This is a genomic window from Serratia sp. AS12 (assembly GCF_000214195.1).
Taxonomy (GTDB): Bacteria; Pseudomonadota; Gammaproteobacteria; order Enterobacterales; family Enterobacteriaceae; genus Serratia; species Serratia plymuthica.
Genome location: NC_015566.1, coordinates 1,365,682 through 1,387,672, shown reverse-complemented (window position 1 = coordinate 1,387,672; position 21,991 = coordinate 1,365,682). Strand labels below are relative to the sequence as shown.

Below are 21,991 nucleotides of genomic sequence, written 5' to 3'. Positions count from 1 at the left end.
AACGCTATCATCCAGCTTGTTGCCCTGCTTTCTCTGCTCTAACCCCTCTGCCGTATTACCAGCATTCCTTCTTGTTGCCTTAAGTGTAAACGATTCCATTTTTCGCTCTGGATCACCTTTTTACTCCGTCGGGCATGCTATCTTTTTGCGCATCGTTATCCATTTTAATCTGTAAAGGGTGCGCCAGGCGTTGATGAAAGCGATTACACACAGCCGCACCGGACAAGAAAAGGAACCGCAATGACGGATTTTAATCCCATCGATCATCCCCATCGCCGCTATAACCCGCTGACCGGTCAATGGGTATTGGTATCGCCGCACCGCGCCAAGCGCCCATGGCAGGGTCAACAGGAATCCGCGCAGCAGGAAACGCTGCCGCAGCACGATCCGGACTGCTTCCTCTGCCCTGGCAATACCCGCGTTACCGGCGATAAAAACCCGGATTATCAGGACACCTATGTGTTCACCAATGACTTCGCCGCGCTGATGACGGATACGCCGCAGGCACCGGAAAACCAGGATCCGCTCATGCGCTGCCAGAGCGCGCGCGGCACCAGCCGGGTCATCTGCTTCTCCCCCGATCACAGTAAAACCCTGCCGGAACTGACGCTTGCGGCTCTGGAGCGGGTGATTGCCACCTGGCAAGAGCAAACAGCCGATCTCGGGCACAGCTATCCGTGGGTCCAGGTATTTGAAAACAAAGGGGCGGCCATGGGCTGCTCAAACCCGCACCCACATGGGCAGGTGTGGGCCAATAGCTTCCTGCCGAACGAAGTCGAGCATGAAGATCGCCTGCAGCGCGAGTATTTCCAACAGCACCAATCCCCTCTGTTACTGGATTACGTGCAGCGTGAACTCGCTGACGGCAGCCGTACGATCGTTGAAACCGAACACTGGCTGGCCGTGGTGCCCTACTGGGCCGCCTGGCCGTTTGAAGCGCTGCTGCTGCCGAAGGCCGCAGTGCAACGCATTACCGATCTGAGCGCCGCGCAGAGCAGTGACCTGGCCATAGCGCTGAAAAAACTGACCAGCCGTTACGACAATCTGTTCCAGTGCTCTTTCCCCTATTCCATGGGCTGGCACGGCGCACCTTTCAATAACGCGGATAATCGTCACTGGCAGTTGCACGCCCATTTCTATCCGCCACTGCTGCGCTCCGCCACGGTGCGTAAATTTATGGTGGGTTACGAGATGCTGGCGGAAACCCAGCGCGATCTGACTGCAGAACAGGCCGCAGAGCGTCTGCGCGCCGTTAACGACATTCATTACCGTGAAGCCGGAGCCAAGCAATGAGTTTGAAACATCATACCCACACCATTTTCACCCAACGCTTTGGCTACGCGCCCGCGCTGACCATTCAAGCGCCTGGACGCGTGAATTTGATCGGCGAACATACCGACTATAACGACGGTTTCGTGTTGCCGTGCGCCATTGATTACCAAACGGTGATCGCCGGAGCCAGACGTGACGATCGCCAGATCCGGGTGATCGCGGCCGATTACGACGGCCAGTTGGATCAGTTCTCGCTCGACGATCCAATCGTCAGCCACCCGGACCAGCTTTGGTCCGATTACGTCCGCGGCGTGATCAAACACCTGCAATTGCGCAACGCCAATTTTGGCGGCGCGGATCTGGTGATCGCCGGCAACGTGCCGCAAGGCGCCGGCCTCAGCTCTTCCGCCTCACTGGAAGTGGCCGTTGGCCAGGTGATGCAGGCATTGTATGAACTGCCGCTGGATGGCGTAGCCTTGGCTTTGAATGGCCAGGAGGCGGAGAACCAGTTCGTCGGTTGCAATTGCGGGATCATGGATCAGCTGATTTCCGCGCTCGGTGAACAGGATCATGCCTTACTGATCGATTGCCGTTCACTGGAGACCCGTGCGGTGTCGGTCCCGGAAAATATTGCCGTGGTAATCATCAACTCCAACGTGAAGCGCGGGCTGGTGGACAGCGAATACAACACCCGTCGCGAACAATGCGAAGCCGCCGCACGCTTCTTCGGCGTCAAGGCACTGCGCGACGTCAGCCCGGATCTGTTCTTCCCTATCCAGCATGAATTGGATCCGATCGTCGCCAAGCGAGCGCGCCACGTGATCACCGAAAACGATCGCACCCTGGCCGCCGCAGATGCATTGGCAGCGGGCGATATGAAACTGATGGGCAGGCTGATGGCGGAATCTCACGCTTCAATGCGGGATGACTTTGCCATTACCGTACCGCCGATCGACCAGTTGGTGGAGATCGTCAAAAACGTTATCGGCGATCGCGGCGGCGCGCGCATGACCGGCGGCGGTTTTGGCGGCTGCATCGTGGCGCTGATGCCGCAAGAACTGGTGGAACAGGTGCGCGAGACGGTAGCGCGGGAGTATCCGTTGCAAACCAACGGACTTCAGGAAACCTTTTACGTTTGCAAGGCATCAGCGGGGGCCGGAATATGCTGACAGACAGCCTGCAACTGGCCCCTGATGGCCAGCCCTACCAGCTAACCCGGTTGCAGAACGCCGGCGGGATGACGGTCACGCTGATGGACTGGGGCGCTACCTGGCTTTCCGCCGTGCTACCGCTGAAATCGGGCAAAACGCGTGAACTGCTGCTGGGCTGCCGGACACCGGCGGATTACCAGCGGCAAGCGGCCTATCTTGGCGCCACCGTCGGACGCTATGCCAACCGTATCGCCTACGCCAGCCTGCTGGTCGACAACAAGCCTCATCCGCTGCTCGCCAATCAAGGGGAACACCAACTGCATGGCGGGCCGGAAGGCTTCAACGCCCGTCGCTGGCGGATTGTTCAACAAGACACGCAGCAGGTGAGTTACGCGCTGCATTCACCCGACGGCGACCAGGGATTTCCCGGCAATCTCGAGGTTGAAGTCAATTACCGGCTCACTGCCGATAACCGGCTGGAAATCAGCTATCAGGCCCGGACCGATCGCGCCTGCCCGGTCAATCTGACCAACCACGCCTATTTCAATCTGGACGGCGCCGACACCGACGCCCGCCGGCAACGGCTGCAACTGTTTGCCGACCGTTATCTGCCGGTCGACAGCGAGGGCATACCCAACGCCGAACTCACGCCGGTGGACGGCAGCGGCATGGATTTTCGCCACCCGAAAACGCTGCTGCAGGATTTCCTGCGTGACCGCGATCAGCAGCGGGTAAAAGGCTACGATCATGCCTATCTGCTGCACCGTACCTGCGGCGCACTGGACTGCCCGGCGGCGCACCTGTGGTCGGCGGATGGTCAGGTGCAGATGAGCGTCTTCACCAGCGCTCCGGCGCTGCAACTGTACAGCGGCAATTACCTGGACGGCACACCGGCACGTGATGGCGGCAGCTACGCCAGTTACGCCGGCATAGCGCTGGAAAGCGAGTTTTTGCCCGACAGCCCGCACCACCCGGAATGGCCGCAGCCGGACTGTTGGCTCAAGCCGGGGCAGCAATATCAAAGTGCCACCCATTATCAGTTTTATCCTATCTGACCCGCCACGCCCCTTGCCATGCGGCCAGGGGCCATTTGTTATAAATGCTTACCTTTTTACACGCCGCCCCCACCGGCACCTGCCTTTCCTTATTCCAAAGCGCACACTAGAATCAGGCTACGGTGATAAGCACAACGCCTTGTGCTGCGTCACAATTTTCGGCCATCTCTGGCCGGCCAATAGCTGAAGGAACACCTATGCGTCTGATTACTGCACTCCCATTACTGGCGGGTTTACTGCTGAGCACCAACCTGATGGCTGCCGATACCGCAACCGCAACAAAAACGCCTTCACCGGCGCAGGCTGCTCAGCAGAAGCGCATGACTGATTGTAATCAACAAGCCTCCACCAAAACGCTGAAAGGGGCAGACCGCACGACCTTCATGAGCACCTGCCTGAAGGCAGAAGGTTCCACTGCAGCGAAAACCCTGACACCGCAACAGCAGAAAATGAAAACCTGTAACGCCGATGCCAAAACCAAAAGCCTGAAAGGCGACGAGCGTAAAACCTTTATGAGCAACTGTCTGAAAAAATCAGCCTGATAGCCCTTCGCTAGCGGCACGGCGGGATCTCATTGCGCCGTGCCGGTTTCCCCCGTGACGCCCGCCTGATCGATTCAGCTTTTCCTCAGAACAGCACTTACTTTGCGGCAAGAAATTGGCTATGGTTAGACACTATCGATTGCCGAGCCACAGGCCGCGGCAATATAATGATTTTCGTTATCATTGAAATGTCAGATTATTAAGGAGTTAAGCTATGGCTGTAACTAAGCTGGTTCTGGTGCGTCACGGCGAAAGCCAGTGGAACAACGAAAACCGCTTTACCGGTTGGTATGATGTTGATTTGTCCGACAAAGGTCGCACCGAAGCGAAAGCAGCAGGCAAGCTGTTGAAAGATGAAGGTTTCTCTTTTGACTTTGCTTACACCTCCGTCCTGAAGCGCGCGATCCATACCCTGTGGAACATTCTGGACGAACTGGATCAGGCTTGGCTGCCGACTGAAAAATCCTGGAAGCTGAACGAACGCCACTACGGTGCGCTGCAGGGTCTGAACAAGGCTGAAACCGCTGAAAAATACGGTGACGAGCAGGTTAAGCAATGGCGTCGCGGCTTCGCCGTTACCCCACCAGAGCTGACCAAAGATGATGAGCGTTACCCGGGCCACGATCCACGTTACTCAGCGCTGACCGAAAAAGAGCTGCCGCTGACCGAAAGCCTGGCGCTGACTATTGATCGCGTGATCCCTTACTGGGACGAAGAAATTCTGCCGCGCATCAAAAGCGGCGAGCGCGTTATCGTTGCCGCTCACGGCAACTCGCTGCGTGCGCTGGTGAAATACCTGGATAAGCTGAGCGAAGATGAGATCCTCGAACTGAACATCCCAACCGGCGTGCCGTTGGTGTATGAATTCGACGAAAACTTCAAGCCAATCAAACGTTACTACCTGGGCAATGCCGACGAGATCGCTGCTAAAGCGGCCGCCGTGGCAAACCAGGGTAAAGCGAAGTAATTTTCGCCCGTTGATCTAAAAAGCCCCCGGTTTTGGCCGGGGGCTTTTTTATGCCGATTTAACGGGCCGAGCTCGATGTATCAGGCGCGACGCGCCTTAACCGCCGCCGCCAACTCGCGCAGCACGGTTTCCGTGTCTTCCCAGCCGATGCAAGCGTCTGTCACGCTCTTGCCATAGACCAGCGGCTCGCCGCTTTCCAGATTCTGGTTACCTTCCACCAGATGGCTTTCGATCATCACGCCGATAATCGCTTTTTCACCGCCGGCTACCTGTTTGCAGACGTCCGCATTCACTTCCAGCTGCTTTTTGAACTGCTTGCTGCTGTTGGCGTGGCTGAAGTCGATCATCACCTGCGCAGGCAGACCCGCTTTGACCAGGCCGTCTTTGACTTCTTTCACATGCGCCGCGCTGTAGTTCGGCTCTTTGCCGCCGCGCAGAATAATGTGGCAATCGCCGTTACCGCTGGTGTTAACGATCGCCGAGTGGCCCCATTTGGTCACCGACAGGAAACAGTGCGGCGCGCTGGCAGCGTTGATGGCGTCAATCGCCACTTTGATGGTGCCGTCGGTACCGTTCTTGAAACCAACCGGGCAAGACAGGCCGGAAGACAGCTCGCGGTGCACCTGGGATTCCGTGGTACGTGCGCCGATCGCGCCCCAGCTCATCAGATCAGCCAGGTACTGCGGGGTGATCATGTCGAGGAATTCCCCCGCAGCCGGCAAGCCGCTATCGTTGATATCCAACAGCAACTTACGGGCCAGGCGCAGACCGTCGTTGATCTGGAAGCTGTTGTCCATCTGCGGATCGTTGATCAGCCCTTTCCAGCCCACGGTGGTACGCGGTTTTTCAAAGTAAACGCGCATCACCACTTCCAGCTCGCCACTCAGTTCCTGACGCAACGTCAGCAGGCGCTCGGCATACTCTTTTGCCGCTTTGGTGTCGTGGATCGAGCATGGGCCGATGACCACCAGCAGGCGATCGTCGTTACCGCGAAGGATCTTGTGAATTGCACTGCGCGCCAGGGACACCGTCTCAGCTGCACGTTCAGTGGCCGGAAACTTCTCTAACAGGGCCACCGGTGGCAGGAGTTCCTTAATTTCTTTAATGCGTAAATCGTCATTTTGGTAATTCATAACTTTTCCATTCGGTATCGAGGGGCGGTATTTCACAGAGCGTAGATCCAACCAATTTAGCCTGTGAGGGTAGCGCTGTAAATCACCTTTGCCGCCTCCCGGCGGAACGGCCAAATTATCAGTAGATTGTGCTGTTTCATCGGGAGAGCGCAGTGGCTCCTTTTTCGCTATGCTAGCGATCAGGATACCGTTACTTGAGCCAAACCATGCCTTCTCTGTTATTAGTTGATGACCACCCGGTGGTTCATGTCGCACTGGAAGCGGCGCTAATGAAGTCTTCCCGCCCTTATAGCCTGCAGGCGGTTCAGAATGATGTTCAGGCGTTGGCCCACTTGGCCGCAGCCGATTTTTCGCTGGTCATTCTGGATATCGGCCTGCCGCAGGTAGACGGCTTGCAACTGCTGAAAAAAATCCGCCGCCACTACCCGCAGCAACCGATCCTGATCTACACCGCGCAGGAAGAAGAGATCTACGCCCGCATGGCCTGGGCGGCCGGCGCTAACGGGTTTGTGCATAAAGGCAGCCGGCTTGAACAACTGGTGCAGGCAATTGAAACCGTGCTGGCCGGGGAGCCGAGTTTTCCCGCCGCCGCGATGGCGGAAGAAACGCAGCCGGCAGAGGGAGTGCTGCTGACGCCCAAAGAGCTGCAGATCCTCGGCCTGCTCAGCAAGGGGCTGTCCAATCTGCAAATTGCCGAGATGCTGAACATCAGCAACAAAACCGTCAGCACCCACAAGAAGAATATTCTGCGCAAAACCGGCGCCAGCAATCTGTTGGAACTGGTGGCGGTATTTAGAGAGCTGGCGCCATGATGCGTGGCGTTCTGTTGCTGCTGGCGATGTTGTTCAACCTCGGCAACGTCGCGTACGCGGCGCAACCGGTGTCTTATCAGTTGGTCAGTAACCTGAATATTCCGGCGGACATGCTGATCGCCAGCGAGAAAAATCCCTGGCGCGACGCAACGCTGCGCGTAGGGATCATCAGCGAGAATGCCAGCCCCTATAACATTATTGTGGATGACGATCTGTACGGGTTGAACGCCGACTACCTCGGTTATGTCCAGCAGGTCACCGGCATTCGCTTTCAGATCTACGGTTTCGCCGATCTGGCGCAGCTCGAGCAAGCGCTGCACAACGGCGCTATCGATCTGCTGTACGGCATTCCGCAGAACGAGGCGCTGGAGGATCTGAAAATCTCCCAGCCTTACTATGTCAGCAACCTGCGCGTGCTGCGCGATCGGAGCAATGACCGCCGGGTGATGCTTAACTCCGCCGATGCACGGGTGGCAATCAGTACCCTGACCGATATGCAGGCCGGCAACGCGCTGAAGGCGGTGTCTTCCCACGTTCAGCGTTATGACAACAACCTGCAGGCGGTGTACGCCTTGCTGAACGGCAGCAGCGATTACTTTATTGCCGACGAAGCCAGTGCCAGCTTTATTATTGACCAGTTGCAGCTCGGCCAGCTTTATCAGATCGAAAGCACGGTCAATCTCGGTAACCTGTCTTTCGTCTTCGCCGCCGACAACCCGGCACTGATCGACACCCTCAACGTCGCTATCGCCGATGCGCCGATGGAGTTGATGAACGCCATTCAAAGCCGCTGGAGCAAAAAGATCCCCAGCTATCTCGATACCGGCAACGCCGATCTGACGCAGATGGAAAAAAGCTGGGTAGAAAAGCACCGCACCGTTTATTACGCCGCCATAGAGAATAACTTCCCGTTCGCCTATCGCGGTTCCGACGGCCAGCCGCGCGGCTACGCGATCGACATACTCAAGATCATTGCGCAAAACACCGGGCTGCGTTTTGCTCCGCTATGGGCGCGCAACGCCGAACAGGCAGACCAGTTGGTGCTATCCGGCCAGGCCAGTTTCCGCACCGCTCTGCCGCTGGCGCGTGGCGTTAAGGCGCGTTACAGCGCCAGCATGCCGATTCACCGTTCACTGTGGGGGGTTTACGTCGGTCAGTACGCCAACGGGATTTCTACCTGGAGCGATCTGGCCGGCAAACGCATCGGCGTCTTGCAGGGCGATCTGGCGCAAGGGCTGGTGCCGCCGAACGAAGAGCTAATTCATTTTGCCGACAGCAAGGCGATGTATGACGCTCTGGCCAACGGCCAACTGGATGCGCTGGTGGATAACGTGATCTCGGCAAACTTTATCGCTCTGTCACGTTATGCCGGGGCAATAAAATTGGCGTTCGCCGCCAATAATATCGCCTATCCGGTGGCGTTCGGCGTGCGCCAAGATCAGCCGCTTCTGCTGGCTATCCTCGATAAAAACCTGATGCAGATCCCCTCGGAAACGCTGCAATCGCTGCGCGATGAGTGGATTGTCGATCGCAGCAACCTGATTGATGCGGTGAACGACAACCGCATGCAACCGCAAACTACCTGGCTGCTGGCGCTACTGGCGGCAGCGATCCTGCTGTTGCTGGCGCTGACTCTGCGCCGCTTTGTTTTGCAGCGGCGGGAAAAACGTGAGCGTGAAGTGATCGAACAAGCACGCCGCCATGCCGAAGCCGAGAACCGGATGAAAAGCAAGTTTCTGGCCACCATCAGCCATGAACTGCGCACGCCCATGCACGCCATCCTCGGCCTGCTGGAACTGGAGCTGAAACGCCAGCCGATGCCGGAGGGGCTGCCGGTCATTTACAGTTCGGCGTCATCCTTGCTCAATTTGCTCAATGACCTACAAGATTACGCCCGGCTGGAAACCGGATCGCTGACGCTGGTGCCAAAAGCCATGGCGCTGCAACCCTGGATAGCCCACATCAGCGCGCTGTATCAGCCGCTGATCGGCGAACGCCCGGTAACCTTGAGCGTTACCGCCAGCCACCAGCTTCCTGCCGCCGTTGTTATTGATGGTGAGCGTTTACTTCAGGTGGCTAACAACCTGATAAATAATGCCATTAAATTCACTCCCCGCGGCAGCATTCAGGTCAATATCGGCTGGCGCGAACAGGATAAACAACAGGGCGAACTGCTGTTGACGGTGACCGATAGCGGCTGTGGCATCGCCGCCGATGAGATAGGCAAGCTGTTCCAACCCTTCTACCGCGCACGCGGCGCACAACGCGTCTCGGTTCAGGGAACCGGGCTGGGGCTGTCTATCTGCAAGGAAATTATCGAGCAAATGGACGGCCAGATTGAGCTGCATTCACAGCCCGGCATCGGTACGCAAGTCAAGGTTTCAGTCCCGGTAACCCAGGCCGCCCCAGATGCCGCCCCCCCACGCCAGAACGACCAACCGCTCAGCCTGCCCCCTCCTACGCTGCGCGTGGCGCTGATTGACGATCACCCCACCAACCTGTTGCTGATGGAGCGGCAACTGCGTCACTTCGGCCTGCAGCCCGCGCTGTTCGAGCACGGTTACGCATTGCTGAAAGCGCACCGCAGGCAACCATTCGACCTGTTATTTATCGATTACAACATGCCGCGCCCGGACGGCCTGACATTGGCGAGACTACTACGACGCGATGAACAGCGATATCAGCGGCCGGCCTGCCAGATTATTCTCTGTTCGGCAGACGTGCAGGAATTTACCCGCATTCCACAAGGACAGGTGGCTATCGATCGCTTTTTGACCAAACCGATTTCACTGGCCGCCATTGCTCAGGCGTTACCGCAGCAACCGCAGGCGCAGGAAGGGCAGTTAGCCCTTACTGACATGCAACGGATGCTGGCCGATATGGCCGGTAACGATCGGCAGATGGCGCAACGCCTGGCGACCACGCTGCTCTCCACACTGCGACAAGACCGGCAACGGCTTGACAAAGCGGCAGAGGGCGAAGACTGGCCGAGCCTTGGGCAGTCCGCACACCGCATCAAGGGCAGCCTGCTGATGTTGCAACAGCCAGAGGCCGCAAGCCTGTGCCAATTGCTGGTGGAAAGCGGCCGTGATGGGATGTTGGCCCAGGCCGCCTATACTGAATTGAGTGCGTTAGTAGAACAGATACTGATAGAACTGGACGGTCTGGTCAGCACTGACGCGCTGTATTTCGCCCTACATAAGGATAAATAATGACGGACTCCTCACAGGCACACCTGCCAAAAGACAGTAATAGTAAACGCCTACTGACCGCTTTTTTAGTCACTGCGGTATTTATGATCGCCGAAGTGGCCGGCGGGTTGATTTCCGGTTCGCTGGCGCTGCTGGCCGACGCCGGCCATATGCTCACCGACGCTGCGGCGTTGCTGGTGGCGCTGATGGCCGTACACTTTTCGCAGCGGAAACCCAACGCGCGCCATACCTTCGGCTATTTGCGCCTGACCACGCTGGCAGCGTTCCTCAATGCCGCCGCCCTGCTGGTGATCGTGGTATTCATCCTGTGGGAGGCGATAAGGCGTTTCTTCGAGCCACAGCCGGTAATGGGTACACCGATGCTGATCATCGCCATAGCGGGGCTTCTGGCTAACCTGTTCGCCTTCTGGCTGCTGCACCGCGGTACGGAAGAGAAGAATATCAACGTGCGGGCCGCTGCATTGCACGTGTTGGGGGATTTGCTGGGCTCGGTGGGGGCGATCGTAGCCGCCATTGTGATCCTGAGCACCGGCTGGACGCCGATTGACCCGATATTGTCGGTGCTGGTGTCCTGTCTGGTGCTACGCAGCGCCTGGCGGCTGTTGAAAGAAAGCTTTCACGAGTTGCTGGAAGGCACACCGCAGGAAGTGGATATCAACAAACTGCAAAAAGACCTGTGCCTGAATATTCCTGAGGTACGCAATATTCATCACGTTCACGTCTGGCAGATTGGCGAACAGAAACTGATGACGCTGCATGCGCAAGTGATACCGCCAAATGACCACGATGGCCTGCTGCGCCGCATTCAGGCTTATCTGCTGGAACACTACCGTATCGGCCATGTCACCATTCAGATGGAATATCAGCACTGTGATACGCCGGACTGCGGGATTAACCGGGCCCCCGAGCCGAGTGACCACTCACATTCCGGCTCGCATTCACATCTGGGTCATCACCACTAAAATCACGAGGGCGCCAGTTTGGCGCCCTCTGCGTTTGTTATTGCGAGGAAGATAACGGCAGGGAATGGTTGCGACCTGCACTTTTGATCCACAACCAGGAACCGTTCAGCGCAATCAGCGTCAGGATCACGTATTCCAGCGCCATGGCGTACACGCCCTGGTAGGTGAAAATCGCCACGCTGATCACGTCAATCACCACCCACAACAGCCAGTTTTCCACGTATTTGCGCGTCATCAGGATCATCGCCACGATCGACAGCACCATCATCGCCGAATCCCAGAACGGGAAAGCATCCGGCTGCAGCTGCGGCATTTGCACGCTGAAGCCCATTCCCTGCATTACTGTCACAGCAAGCTGCGTCAGCCAGGCAAAGACGCTGTCGATATTGAAGGTCATCAGGGCAATGCCGATAACGCACACCGCTGCCCAGGCCAGCGCTTTCGGCAACGGCAGCCATCGGATTTTCAGTTCGGCCTGATTGTCCTGGGTTTGGCGGCTCCAGGCATACCAACCGTAGATATTGGCGACAAAAAAGAACAGTTGCAGCAACAGGCTGGCGTAAAGCTGGATCTGAAAGAAAATCACCGCAAACAGCGTGACGTTAATCAGACCGAACAGATAGTTGATGATTTTCTCTTTGCTGGCGTACCAGATGCACAGCAGGCCGAACAAGGTACCTATGGCTTCAATCCATGACAGATCGTAACCGCCCGCCCCCAGCGGAATGTGCACCAATATATTGCTGGTACTGAAAAAACTCATCTGTTCTTCCTTATCAAATGGTTAACTTAAGCGTTCCCTTTGACCTGCATTTTCAACTGCGCGGCAAAGTCCAGCATCCGGTTAAGCGGGATCAGCGCCTTTTCGCGCAGCGCGGCATCCACGTGGATTTCATGCAGGGCGCCGCCCTGCTCTAACCCGTCGGCAATCGCCTTAAGACCGTTCATCGCCATCCACGGGCAGTGCGCGCAACTGCGGCAGGTGGCACCTTCACCGGCGGTTGGCGCCTCGAACAGCTCTTTGTCCGGGCAGGCCTGCTGCATCTTATAAAAAATGCCGCGATCGGTGGCAACAATCAGCTGCGGGTTGGGCAGCGTTTTGGCCGCCTGAATCAGTTGGCTGGTTGAGCCGACCGCATCGGCCAGATCGACCACCGCCTGTGGGGACTCTGGATGCACCAGTATCGCCGCTTCCGGGTACAGGGCTTTCATACGCATCAGCGCCTGGGTTTTAAACTCGTCATGGACGATACAGGCCCCTTGCCAGCACAGTACGTCAGCGCCCGTCTGCTTTTGTACATAGTTGCCCAGATGGCGGTCTGGCGCCCAGATGATTTTTTCGCCCAGGCTGTCGAGGTGTTCTATCAACTCTACGGCGATGCTGGATGTTACCACCCAATCCGCACGCGCCTTTACCGCCGCCGAGGTATTAGCGTAGACCACCACGGTGCGATCCGGGTGGCTGTCGCAAAATGCATGAAACTCTTCTTCCGGGCAGCCGAGATCCAGCGAACACTCGGCGTTCAGCGTCGGCATAAGCACCTGTTTTTCCGGGCTGAGGATCTTGGCGGTTTCCCCCATAAAGCGCACGCCGGCGACCAGCAGAGTCGAGGCCGGATGATTGCTGCCAAAGCGCGCCATCTCCAGCGAATCCGCCACGCAGCCGCCGGTTTCTTCCGCCAGCGCCTGAATTTCCGGATCGGTGTAGTAATGAGCCACCATCACCGCATTGCGCTGCTTGAGCAGGGTTTTAATCTTCTCGCGATAAAACGCCTTTTCCGCTACATCCAGCGGCACCGGTTTGGGCGGGAACGGATACACCGCCGCATTGACATCAAACATTTCACTCATCGCTACAATCGTCTCTGTGCTAGGCTGGGTGTCTGCTGCCCGGGTATGCCCCTTCGCAACCGCCACTCGTTTTATATACTAAACAAAATACCTAAAAACACGCCAAAAGTCCGCTGATATTTTCATTTTTGCGATGATAATGTTTAATGGATTGAATTATGACAAAAGAAAGGCGATTTCAGTAGGTGCGGTTTATCAGGAAGTGAAAAGTGCGTGTTTATAGAAGTGGTGCACGGACTGAAAGAATGGTGGGTCGTGCGGGATTGATTCGGCCTTTGGCCTCGCCCTTCGGGCCAGCGCAAGCGCTGTCCAAAATTGACGGAGCAATTTTGTCGAACCTGAACGCAGGCTCTCACCCACACGAATCGTGCGATATATGATATTTAAGTTTGGGAGTAGTACTGGTGTATCGGAAAGAATGGTGGGTCGTGCGGGATTGATTCGGCCTTTGGCCTCGCCCTTCAGGCCAGCGCAAGCGCTGTCCAAAATTGACGGAGCAATTTTGTCGAACCTGAACGCAGGCTCTCACCCACACGAATCGTGCGATATATGATATTTAAGTTTGGGAGTAATACTGGTGTATCGGAAAGAATGGTGGGTCGTGCGGGATTCGAACCTGCGACCAATTGATTAAAAGTCAACTGCTCTACCAACTGAGCTAACGACCCACTGATGTGGTTTACTGCTGAAACGCGTAAGCAGGAGAGAGACTCGCTGCAATATTAATGGTGGGTCGTGCGGGATTATTCGGCTTTTAGCCTCACCCTTCGGGCCATCACTTCATGATGTTGTCTCGCCTGGCGAGACTCGAACCTTTACGGTTCTCACCCTTACGATTCCACGTCGTAATCACGTCTAAAATGGTGGGTCGTGCGGGATTCGAACCTGCGACCAATTGATTAAAAGTCAACTGCTCTACCAACTGAGCTAACGACCCACTGACGTGGTTTACTGCTGAACTACGAATACAAAACCGAGGATTTGTATTGCGGAAAAACAACTCTGAAATGGTGGGTCGTGCGGGATTATTCGGCTTTTAGCCTCACCCTTCAGGCCATCACTTCGTGATGTTGTCTCGCTTTGCGAGACTCGAACCTTTACGGTTCTCACCCTTACGATTCCACATCGTAATCACATCTAAAAATGGTGGGTCGTGCGGGATTCGAACCTGCGACCAATTGATTAAAAGTCAACTGCTCTACCAACTGAGCTAACGACCCACAGCAGTGGTGGGTGATGACGGGCTCGAACCGCCGACCCCCTCCGTGTAAAGGAGATGCTCTACCAACTGAGCTAATCACCCACTAGTGTGGTTACTGCTACTACTTCAGGAATTGGTGGGTCGTGCGGGATTCGAACCTGCGACCAATTGATTAAAAGTCAACTGCTCTACCAACTGAGCTAACGACCCAATTTCCTAGCTGCTTTAACATCTTGCAAGTTGTCTTGGCAACGGCGGCATATATTACTAATTTATCTTGGCAGCGCAACTTAAATTTTAAAACAAGTGGTTCAACTGCTTGTTCTTCACACGAATGAGCCCAGAAAGCGGTCAGATAGACTAATTTCTGGGCTCATTTTTTTGCTGACTAACCGGCAACGCGACTTTTCGCCTGTTTGGCCGCAGCACTGGTTGGGTATTGTTTAATCACCTGCTGGAACACGGCTTTGGCTTTATCGGCCTGCCCTTTTTCCTGCATGATGATACCCACCTTGTACATTGCGTCCGGCGCCTTAGGTGATTTTGCATAATTCTTCACCACGACGGCAAAATAGTAGGCCGCATCGTCTTTCTTACCCTTGTTGTAGAACAACTGCCCCAGCCAATAATTGGCGTTGGGCTGATAAGTAGACTTTGGGTACTGTTTTACGAAGGTCTGAAAAGCGGAGATCGCCTGATCATACTGTTTTTTTTCCAGCGCCAATGAAACAGCGGCGTTGTAGTCGCTGTTTTCATCACCCGTACTGGCCGGTGCTGCTGAGGCGCCCGCAGGCGCGCTGTCAGCGCCGTCGGTGGAGGCAGCCGCTGCTGCCCCACCTGCGGCACCCGCAGCGGCTGCGGAGCTCTGAGCGCCGCCCTGGCTGATGCTATCCATCTGTTGATAGATCTGCTTTTGGCGTTCAACAACCTGATTCAGTTGATATTGGCTTTCCTGGATTTGCCCGCGGAGAGAGTCAATATCGCGCTGGTTGTCAGAGAGTTGTTGCTGGAGTTGGTTTAAAAGCTGGCCCTGAGCATTGGAGATACGCTCAAGTGAAGTGACACGGTCTTCGACCGAGCCGGAGCCGACATTACTGATTGGCGCTTGGGCAGTAGCGGCCCATGGGACCGCTACGCCAACCAGTAACGACAGACTCAACAAGTGACGTCTGAAGTTACTGTTCATGCGATTCTCTTAGTAAACCAGAACTGCGCGACGGTTTTTAGCATAAGCTGCTTCGTCGTGGCCCAGTACTGCTGGTTTTTCTTTACCGTAAGAAACGATAGAGATCTGGTCAGCTGAAACGCCTTTGCCTTGCAGGTACATTTTAACTGCGTTAGCACGACGCTCGCCCAGAGCGATGTTGTATTCCGGCGTGCCGCGTTCGTCCGCGTGGCCTTCAACGGTCACTTTGTAAGACGGGTTGTTACGCAGGAATGCAGAGTGTGCGTCCAGCATCTGAGCGAACTCGGAGCTCACGTCATACTTGTCCAGGCCGAAGTAAACAATGTTGTTCTTCTGCAGTTCTTGCATCTGCAGACGAGCTTGTTCTTCAGAAGACAGGTTGCTGCTGCCGTTTTCTGTACCAGTGCCAGCGCCAGCGCCCAGACCAGATTGGTCGTTGTTTGCGCTTTTGTTAGAACTACAAGCCGCTACAGCCAGAACTGGCAGTGCCAGCAGAAGCCCTTTCAGCACTTTGTTCAGTTGCATTTCTTTGATCCTTTTATAGTTTGCCATACATATTTACACATGCATCACAGATACGGCGACCAGGCAGGGAATTTGACCTGTCCATCAGTTGCCGGAAGACGCGCTTTGAAACGCCCATCAGTCGATACCAGTTGCAGCACGGAGCCCATACCTTGCGTGGAGCTATAGATCACCATGGTGCCATTTGGCGCAATACTAGGCGTTTCGTCCAGGAACGTGCCGGTTAAAACTTGAACGGCTCCCGATCCAAGATCTTGTTTGGCGATATGCTGAGCGCCGCTATTGGAGCTCACCATCACCAGGAATTTACCATCAGAGCTGACTTCAGAATCCTGATTCTGAGAGCCTTCCCATGTCAGACGCTGTGACGCACCGCCACTGGCACTGACTTTATAAATCTGCGGTCGGCCGCCCTGATCGGAGGTATATGCCAGAGACTGGCCATCCGGGAACCAGGTCGGTTCGGTATTGTTGCTGCGCCCGTCGGTGATTTGCGTGATCTGGCCAGAGCCGAGATTCATCACGTACAGGTTCAGGCTGCCGCTTTTAGACAGCGCGAAGGCCAGACGGCTGCCGTCCGGTGAGAACGCCGGTGCACCGTTGTGACGCGGGAACGAAGCGATCTGACGGATAGCGCCATTAGCCAGGGTCTGTACGACCAGCGCAGAACGGCCGCTTTCAAAGGTCACGTACGCCAGTTTGCTGCCATCCGGCGACCAGGCCGGGGACATCAACGGCTCCGGTGAACGGTGCACCACAAACTGGTTGTAACCGTCGTAATCCGCTACGCGCAGCTCGTACGGGAATTTCCCGCCGTTGGTCTGCACTACGTAAGCGATGCGAGTACGGAACGCGCCCTTGATACCGGTCAGCTTCTCGAACACTTCATCACTGGCGGTGTGTGCAGAATAACGTAACCATTGTTTGGTCACTTTATACTGGTTTTGCGCCAATACGGTGCCCGGTGAACCTGAAGTGTCCACCAGCTGATAGGAGATCAGGTAGCCGCCGTCTGCACCAGGTTGCACCTGGCCGACCACGACCGCGTCAATGCCCAATGCAGTCCAGGCCGCCGGCGTCACTTCAGACGCAGAGGTCGGTTGCTGCGGCATGCGCGCCACGTCAATAGGGTTGAATTTGCCGCTATTGCGCAAATCCGCGCCGACAATCTTGCCAATGTCTTCCGGAGGCGTGCCTGGGCCTGCCCATTTAAACGGTACCACACCAATCGGACGAGCAGAGTCGACCCCTTGGGTGATTTCGATGCGAACTTCCGCATGAAGAACGGACGCCCACAGTATTAAAAAACCTAACGCTACTCGAAATGCCTGCTTCATCTCATCTCCCTTATCCAGGCGGGATGCCTGCGATAAATTAGCAGAATTTTAACAAACCAACGCAAACAAAACTACATAATCCCTGTTGGTTACCTTAGTACATCCCTGCGATATGACTCAGCTCAAACAACCATTACTGTGGTTTAAATTCAAGGATAGAACTCTTAAATTGCTGATAAACGGCATCGCTCGGCGGTTTAGGAATATTTGCCGATTTTGCTGCTGCTACCGCTGCCTGACATAAGGCAGGATCGCCGCCCGCAGCCTGAACGCTAATCAATAAACCATCAGGAGCCAAGCGGATACGCAGATCGCAGGTTTTCCCACTGTAATCCGAAGCACCGTAGAACTTGCTCTTTATAGCTGCCTGAATTTGGCTCTTATAACCGTTAATATCGGCCCCACTGGCCCCTGCGGTCTTGGCATTGCCCTGACCGGCAGGTTTACCGTCGCCCTTCGACTTAGCGCCGCCAGACTTGGCGCCGCCGCCTTTCGGCGCGTTTTTACCGTCTGCCAAACCGCCAAAGAGATCGTCAACCTCTGAGGACTGAGCTGCAGCTTCGGCAGCAGCTTTCTTCTTGGCATCCGCTGCGGCTTTCTTGGCTGCGGCCTTCTCGGCAGCAGCCGCTTTTTTCTCAGCCTCTGCGGCCGCTTTCTTCTCGGCGTCAGCAGCTGCCTTTTTCTCGGCTTTCTCGGCTTCTGCTGCAGCTTTCTTCTCAGCTTCCGCTGCGGCTTTCTTCTCGGCGTCGGCAGCCGCTTTTTTCTCTGCGGCTTCAGTCGCTTTTTGCTCAGCGGCAGCCGCTTTCTTCGCTTCTTCCGCCTGTTTCTTGGCGGCAGCGGCGGCGGCGGCTTCTTTCTTGGCTTCAGTTTCCGCTTTCTTCTGCGCGTCCGCTTGTGCCTTGGCAACTTTATCCGCTTCGGCCTTGGCCTTGGCGGCGGCCGCTTCCGCTACCTTCTGTTGTTCTTTGGCTTTCTCCGCAGCCTTCTCGACCACTTTTTGCTGTTCAGCGGCCTGCTTTTCTTGCTCGGCGGCCTGTTTCTGCTGTTCTGCCGCTTGCTTTTGCTGCTCTGCGGCCTGCTTTTGCTGTTCAGCCTGTTCTTTCGCGTCCTGCGCCGCTTTTTCTTGCGCGGTCAAACGCTCTTTCTCCAGCTCTTTCAGGCGCTGTTGTTCCGCCGCCTGCTTCTGCTGAAGTTCTTCGGCCTGTTGCTCCGCTTTTTTCTGGCGCTGCTTTTCAGCACGCTGCGCGTCGTTACTCTGCTGTTGCTGGCGGTTGTACTGCTCCACCACTGCCCCAGGATCGACCATCACTGCACCGACAACCGAACCCTCGCCGCCACCGCCGGCGCTGTCCATGTTGACGTTTTCTTGCAGCGATCCCCAAATCAGCAGGGCAATCAATATGAAGTGCAGAACGACCGAAACAATAACGGCGCGGTTCAGCTTATCGTTTTGCTCAGTTGCCTTTACCAAAATAGATTCCCAAAAACTGGTGTTGCTTATACGGGGTTCCTGCGCCTGAGCACAGGAACCGGGTTGCCTCTAACCTCAGGGTCAGATTGGCTGGGTCATCAGCCCCACGGAAGCGACGCCCGCCTGATGGAGAATATTCAATGCCTTGATAATCTCATCGTAGGGTACTTCCTTCGCCCCGCCGATCAAAAAGACCGTCTTCGGGTTAGCCGCTAAACGCGACTTGGCTTCGGCTGCAACCTGCTCCGGCGGCAACAACTCCATGCGGTTGTGATCCACCACCAGCGTATATTGACCGACACCGGAAACCTCGAGGATCACCGGCGGATTATCGTCACTGGACACCGCCTTGGAATCGGTGGCGTCCGGCAGGGAGACCTCAACGCTCTGGGTGATGATCGGCGCGGTTGCCATAAAGATCAGCAACAGCACCAGCAACACGTCGAGCAACGGCACTATGTTAATTTCGGACTTCAGCTCGCGCCGATTGCGTCCACGAACTCTCGCCATGCTACCTCCTACTTATTTGCTGTCGCTGGAGAAGGCCTGACGATGCAGAATAGCGGTGAACTCTTCCATAAAGTTGTCGTAATTCTGCTCAAGCTTGTTGACGCGCTGGTTGAGGCGGTTATAGGCCATAACGGCCGGGATAGCGGCGAACAAACCGATGGCGGTTGCGATCAGTGCTTCGGCGATACCCGGTGCTACCATTTGCAGCGTGGCCTGTTTCACCGCACCCAGTGCGATAAAGGCGTGCATAATCCCCCACACGGTGCCGAACAAACCGATATACGGACTGATCGACCCCACGGTGCCGAGGAAAGGAATGTGGTTTTCCAGCGTTTCCAGCTCGCGGTTCATCGAGATGCGCATAGCACGTGACGCGCCTTCGATCACCGATTCCGGCGCATGGTTGTTAGCGCGGTGCAAGCGAGCAAATTCTTTGAAACCAGAATGGAAAATTTGTTCGGAGCCGGTCAGGCTATCGCGACGTGCCTGGCTTTCCTGATACAGACGGGAAAGTTCAATACCGGACCAGAATTTGTCTTCAAAGGCCTCGGCGTCACGCGTGGCCGCATTAAGGATGCGGGTGCGCTGAATGATGATCGCCCAGGAGGCCACTGAGAAGCATATCAAAATCAACATGATAAGCTTAACCAGCAGGCTTGCCTTCAAGAATAAATCTAGGATGTTCATCTCATTCACTGCTTAAACTCCGCGACAATAGACTTAGGAAGCGCTATCGGCTTCATTTGGTGTGGATCAATGCATGCAATCAACACATCGGCCTGACTCAAAAGAGTTCCGTCAGAATTGACAATACGTTGAGCAAACGTGAGAGAAGCCCCGCGCATTGAGGTGATTTCACTCTGTACTTCCAGCTGTTCGTCGAGACGAGCCGGAACCAGATAATCCACCGTCATGCGCCGGACTACGAAAGCGATATGTTCACTGAGCAGCTGCTGTTGATGAAAGTTGTGGTGACGCAGCATCTCGGTGCGCGCTCTTTCAAAAAAGGCGACATAGCGGGCGTGATAGACCACACCACTGGCATCGGTATCCTCGTAGTAAACGCGAACCGGCCATCGAAACAACGTATTACTCACTCTACTTCCCAGCAATGCAATTTAACGGTGCTACTATACGCAAGACGGATCGGGTTGGGAATGGGTTACAAGAAGGGAACGAAAATAATTATGGGCCGGAACGGCCCATAACACGGGGATATAACAGAGATTATAAAGAAACGTAAAGTAATCCTGCGGCCAAGATCACAATTGCCGGAAGTGGCGCAAAAAAAGCGCGCCATAACGAACGCTGTGGCCGAAACCCAACGCCGTGAATCATGCCGGTGCACACCGCCCAAATAAGCAGCAGGCCTTCCCAAATCTCCAGCGAGCTGGTCTTCGCCGCAAAGCGGGTCGGATCCCAGAAAATACAGCCCGCCAAAATCAACGCCAATGCCAGTGAAAGGGCCCGAACCGGGCCCTTGTCAGTCACGGCGTACAGCTTGTCGGTTAATGACGAACTCATCACTTACCGTCTTGCTGTGCTTTTGAATCTTCGTGATGCTCAAGCGCCAGCGCCGTGATGATGCCGAAGGCGCAGGCAAGAAGCGTTCCGAGAATCCAGGCAAAATACCACATGGTTTAGCTCCTTATCCTTAATACAGCGAATGCTTGTTGTTCTCGATGAAGTTCTTGTCGAGACGGCCAAACATTTTGTAGTACGACCAACTGGTGTACGCCAGAACGATAGGCACGAAGATCGCCGCAACAACGGTCATCACTTCTAGCGTAAACAGGCTGGACGTCGCGTCCCACATGGTCAGGCTAACGTTAGGCACGGTGCTCGATGGCATCACGAACGGGAACATGGTTACCCCGGCAGTCAGGATCACACAGGCAATGGTCAGTGATGAAGACACGAAGGCCAACGCGTCTTTCTGCAAGCGCGAGAACAGCGCGGTGAACAACGGCAGCACTACGCCCAACGCAGGCAGCGCCCACAGCGCCGGGTACTTGTTGAAGTTAATCAACCAGGCACCCGCCTGATGCGCCACTTCTTTACGCATCGGATTAGACTCCGCCATAGTATTCAGCGCCGAGGTAATCACATACCCATCGATGCCTTTCACCAGCCATACCCCCCCCAACAGGAAGAATACCGCCATCACCAGCGTGGAGATCTGCGCCGCAGCGCGTGCGCGCAGGTGGATTTCGCCGGAGGTACGCATCTGCAGATACGTTGCCCCTTGCGTCACCAACATGGTCAGACTGACCACACCCGCCAACAAGCCAAACGGGTTCAGCAGTTGGAAGAAGTTGCCGGTGTAGAACAGACGCATGTATTCGTCCATGTGGAACGGCACGCCCTGCAACAGGTTGCCGAACGCTACGCCGAACACCACGGCCGGCACGAAGCTGCCGATGAAAATGCCCCAGTCCCACATGTTGCGCCAGCGGCTATTTTCCAGCTTCGAACGGTAGTCAAAACCGACTGGGCGGAAGAACAAGGCTGACAGCACCAGGATCATCGCGACATAGAAACCGGAGAACGCCGCCGCGTAGACCATCGGCCAGGCAGCGAACAGCGCGCCACCTGCGGTGATCAGCCACACCTGGTTACCGTCCCAGTGCGGAGCGATAGAGTTGATCATCACCCGACGCTCGGTATCGGTTTTGCCGATAATGCGCAGCAGGATGCCAACGCCCATGTCGAAACCGTCGGTGACGGCGAAACCGATCAGCAGTACGCCAATCAGAGCCCACCAGATAAATCGCAGTACTTCATAGTCAAACATACGTGGACTC

21 protein-coding genes, 5 tRNA genes and 4 other RNA genes are annotated in these 21,991 nt (G+C 55.7%); 8 read left to right on the top strand and 22 right to left on the bottom strand.

Annotation, left to right across the window (positions count from 1 at the left end; genetic code table 11):
- The first annotated feature begins 240 nt into the window (after positions 1-240).
- From galT to gpmA, 5 genes are all read left to right on the top strand, one after another.
- On the top strand, positions 241-1,293 hold the full coding sequence (galT, locus tag SERAS12_RS06425; RefSeq protein ID WP_013811942.1) for a galactose-1-phosphate uridylyltransferase: 1,053 nt from the start codon (positions 241-243) through the stop codon (positions 1,291-1,293).
- Positions 1,290-2,441, top strand: a complete 1,152-nt coding sequence (gene galK / locus SERAS12_RS06420) for a galactokinase (protein WP_013811941.1) — start codon at positions 1,290-1,292, stop codon at positions 2,439-2,441. The genes galT and galK overlap by 4 nt, the downstream gene beginning before the upstream one ends.
- On the top strand, positions 2,435-3,478 hold the full coding sequence (galM, locus tag SERAS12_RS06415; RefSeq protein WP_013811940.1) for a galactose-1-epimerase: 1,044 nt from the start codon (positions 2,435-2,437) through the stop codon (positions 3,476-3,478). Before galK ends, galM begins: the two co-directional genes overlap by 7 nt.
- Positions 3,479-3,675: 197 nt before the next feature.
- The gene (locus tag SERAS12_RS06410) at positions 3,676-4,020 is read left to right on the top strand and encodes a PsiF family protein (RefSeq protein WP_013811939.1); all 345 of its coding nucleotides are present in this window, start codon (positions 3,676-3,678) and stop codon (positions 4,018-4,020) included.
- Between the two features lie 214 nt (positions 4,021-4,234).
- On the top strand, positions 4,235-4,987 hold the full coding sequence (gpmA, locus tag SERAS12_RS06405; RefSeq protein ID WP_013811938.1) for a 2,3-diphosphoglycerate-dependent phosphoglycerate mutase: 753 nt from the start codon (positions 4,235-4,237) through the stop codon (positions 4,985-4,987).
- Positions 4,988-5,067: 80 nt separating this feature from the next.
- Here the strand turns inward: gpmA and aroG are convergent, their stop codons facing one another.
- Positions 5,068-6,120: a 3-deoxy-7-phosphoheptulonate synthase AroG gene (gene aroG, locus SERAS12_RS06400; RefSeq protein WP_004941813.1), complete on the bottom strand. Its 1,053-nt coding sequence runs from the start codon at positions 6,118-6,120 to the stop codon at positions 5,068-5,070.
- A 206-nt stretch (positions 6,121-6,326) separates the two neighbouring features.
- Between aroG and SERAS12_RS06395 the strand changes: the two genes are divergently transcribed.
- From SERAS12_RS06395 to zitB, 3 genes are read left to right on the top strand one after another with little or no spacing between them, the layout of a single operon-like run.
- Positions 6,327-6,932, top strand: coding sequence for a response regulator transcription factor (locus SERAS12_RS06395; protein ID WP_013811937.1), 606 nt, complete (start codon positions 6,327-6,329; stop codon positions 6,930-6,932).
- Positions 6,929-10,144 (top strand): ATP-binding protein, encoded by a 3,216-nt coding sequence (locus SERAS12_RS06390; RefSeq protein WP_013811936.1) that lies wholly within the window; start codon positions 6,929-6,931, stop codon positions 10,142-10,144. Before SERAS12_RS06395 ends, SERAS12_RS06390 begins: the two co-directional genes overlap by 4 nt.
- Entirely contained in the window at positions 10,144-11,106 is a 963-nt protein-coding gene (gene zitB, locus SERAS12_RS06385) for a CDF family zinc transporter ZitB (protein WP_013811935.1), read from the top strand. Before SERAS12_RS06390 ends, zitB begins: the two co-directional genes overlap by 1 nt.
- A 37-nt stretch (positions 11,107-11,143) precedes the next feature.
- On the opposite strand, the gene pnuC is transcribed toward zitB, so the two are convergent.
- The 21 genes from pnuC to cydB form a co-directional block, all read right to left on the bottom strand.
- Positions 11,144-11,869 carry a nicotinamide riboside transporter PnuC gene (gene pnuC, locus SERAS12_RS06380; protein WP_013811934.1) on the bottom strand — a complete coding sequence of 242 codons (726 nt, stop codon included), beginning with the start codon at positions 11,867-11,869 and terminating at the stop codon, positions 11,144-11,146.
- 26 nt (positions 11,870-11,895) lie between these two features.
- On the bottom strand, positions 11,896-12,957 hold the full coding sequence (gene nadA, locus SERAS12_RS06375; protein ID WP_013811933.1) for a quinolinate synthase NadA: 1,062 nt from the start codon (positions 12,955-12,957) through the stop codon (positions 11,896-11,898).
- 246 nt (positions 12,958-13,203) lie between these two features.
- A non-coding RNA gene (locus SERAS12_RS25405) (RtT sRNA) lies at positions 13,204-13,333 on the bottom strand.
- Positions 13,334-13,376: 43 nt separating this feature from the next.
- Positions 13,377-13,506: non-coding RNA, RtT sRNA (locus SERAS12_RS25400), on the bottom strand.
- Between the two features lie 43 nt (positions 13,507-13,549).
- Positions 13,550-13,625, bottom strand: a tRNA-Lys gene (locus tag SERAS12_RS06370).
- A 58-nt stretch (positions 13,626-13,683) separates the two neighbouring features.
- Positions 13,684-13,805: non-coding RNA, RtT sRNA (locus SERAS12_RS25395), on the bottom strand.
- Positions 13,806-13,818: 13 nt separating this feature from the next.
- Positions 13,819-13,894 (bottom strand) — tRNA-Lys (locus SERAS12_RS06365).
- Positions 13,895-13,965: 71 nt separating this feature from the next.
- Positions 13,966-14,087: non-coding RNA, RtT sRNA (locus SERAS12_RS25390), on the bottom strand.
- 14 nt (positions 14,088-14,101) lie between these two features.
- Positions 14,102-14,177: transfer RNA gene (locus SERAS12_RS06360), tRNA-Lys, on the bottom strand.
- 7 nt (positions 14,178-14,184) lie between these two features.
- Positions 14,185-14,260: transfer RNA gene (locus SERAS12_RS06355), tRNA-Val, on the bottom strand.
- A 32-nt stretch (positions 14,261-14,292) separates the two neighbouring features.
- Positions 14,293-14,368, bottom strand: a tRNA-Lys gene (locus SERAS12_RS06350).
- A 178-nt stretch (positions 14,369-14,546) separates the two neighbouring features.
- A complete protein-coding gene (cpoB, locus tag SERAS12_RS06345; protein ID WP_013811932.1) occupies positions 14,547-15,344 on the bottom strand; it encodes a cell division protein CpoB in 798 nt (265 codons plus the stop codon).
- Positions 15,345-15,353: 9 nt separating this feature from the next.
- The gene (gene pal, locus SERAS12_RS06340) at positions 15,354-15,869 is read right to left on the bottom strand and encodes a peptidoglycan-associated lipoprotein Pal (protein ID WP_013811931.1); all 516 of its coding nucleotides are present in this window, start codon (positions 15,867-15,869) and stop codon (positions 15,354-15,356) included.
- A 44-nt stretch (positions 15,870-15,913) separates the two neighbouring features.
- Positions 15,914-17,206, bottom strand: coding sequence for a Tol-Pal system beta propeller repeat protein TolB (gene tolB, locus SERAS12_RS06335; RefSeq protein WP_004949773.1), 1,293 nt, complete (start codon positions 17,204-17,206; stop codon positions 15,914-15,916).
- Positions 17,207-17,339: 133 nt separating this feature from the next.
- Positions 17,340-18,677, bottom strand: coding sequence for a cell envelope integrity protein TolA (gene tolA, locus SERAS12_RS06330; protein ID WP_013811930.1), 1,338 nt, complete (start codon positions 18,675-18,677; stop codon positions 17,340-17,342).
- A gap of 81 nt (positions 18,678-18,758) precedes the next feature.
- Positions 18,759-19,187 (bottom strand): colicin uptake protein TolR, encoded by a 429-nt coding sequence (gene tolR, locus SERAS12_RS06325; RefSeq protein WP_013811929.1) that lies wholly within the window; start codon positions 19,185-19,187, stop codon positions 18,759-18,761.
- A 12-nt stretch (positions 19,188-19,199) separates the two neighbouring features.
- The gene (tolQ, locus tag SERAS12_RS06320; RefSeq protein ID WP_006324117.1) at positions 19,200-19,883 is read right to left on the bottom strand and encodes a Tol-Pal system protein TolQ; all 684 of its coding nucleotides are present in this window, start codon (positions 19,881-19,883) and stop codon (positions 19,200-19,202) included.
- Entirely contained in the window at positions 19,880-20,284 is a 405-nt protein-coding gene (gene ybgC / locus SERAS12_RS06315) for a tol-pal system-associated acyl-CoA thioesterase (protein WP_013811928.1), read from the bottom strand. The genes tolQ and ybgC overlap by 4 nt, the downstream gene beginning before the upstream one ends.
- A 130-nt stretch (positions 20,285-20,414) precedes the next feature.
- The gene (gene ybgE / locus SERAS12_RS06310) at positions 20,415-20,711 is read right to left on the bottom strand and encodes a cyd operon protein YbgE (RefSeq protein WP_013811927.1); all 297 of its coding nucleotides are present in this window, start codon (positions 20,709-20,711) and stop codon (positions 20,415-20,417) included.
- On the bottom strand, positions 20,711-20,824 hold the full coding sequence (gene cydX, locus SERAS12_RS25385) for a cytochrome bd-I oxidase subunit CydX (RefSeq protein WP_004949761.1): 114 nt from the start codon (positions 20,822-20,824) through the stop codon (positions 20,711-20,713). Before cydX ends, ybgE begins: the two co-directional genes overlap by 1 nt.
- 17 nt (positions 20,825-20,841) lie before the next feature.
- Positions 20,842-21,981: a cytochrome d ubiquinol oxidase subunit II gene (cydB, locus tag SERAS12_RS06305; protein WP_013811926.1), complete on the bottom strand. Its 1,140-nt coding sequence runs from the start codon at positions 21,979-21,981 to the stop codon at positions 20,842-20,844.
- Positions 21,982-21,991 lie beyond the last annotated feature (10 nt).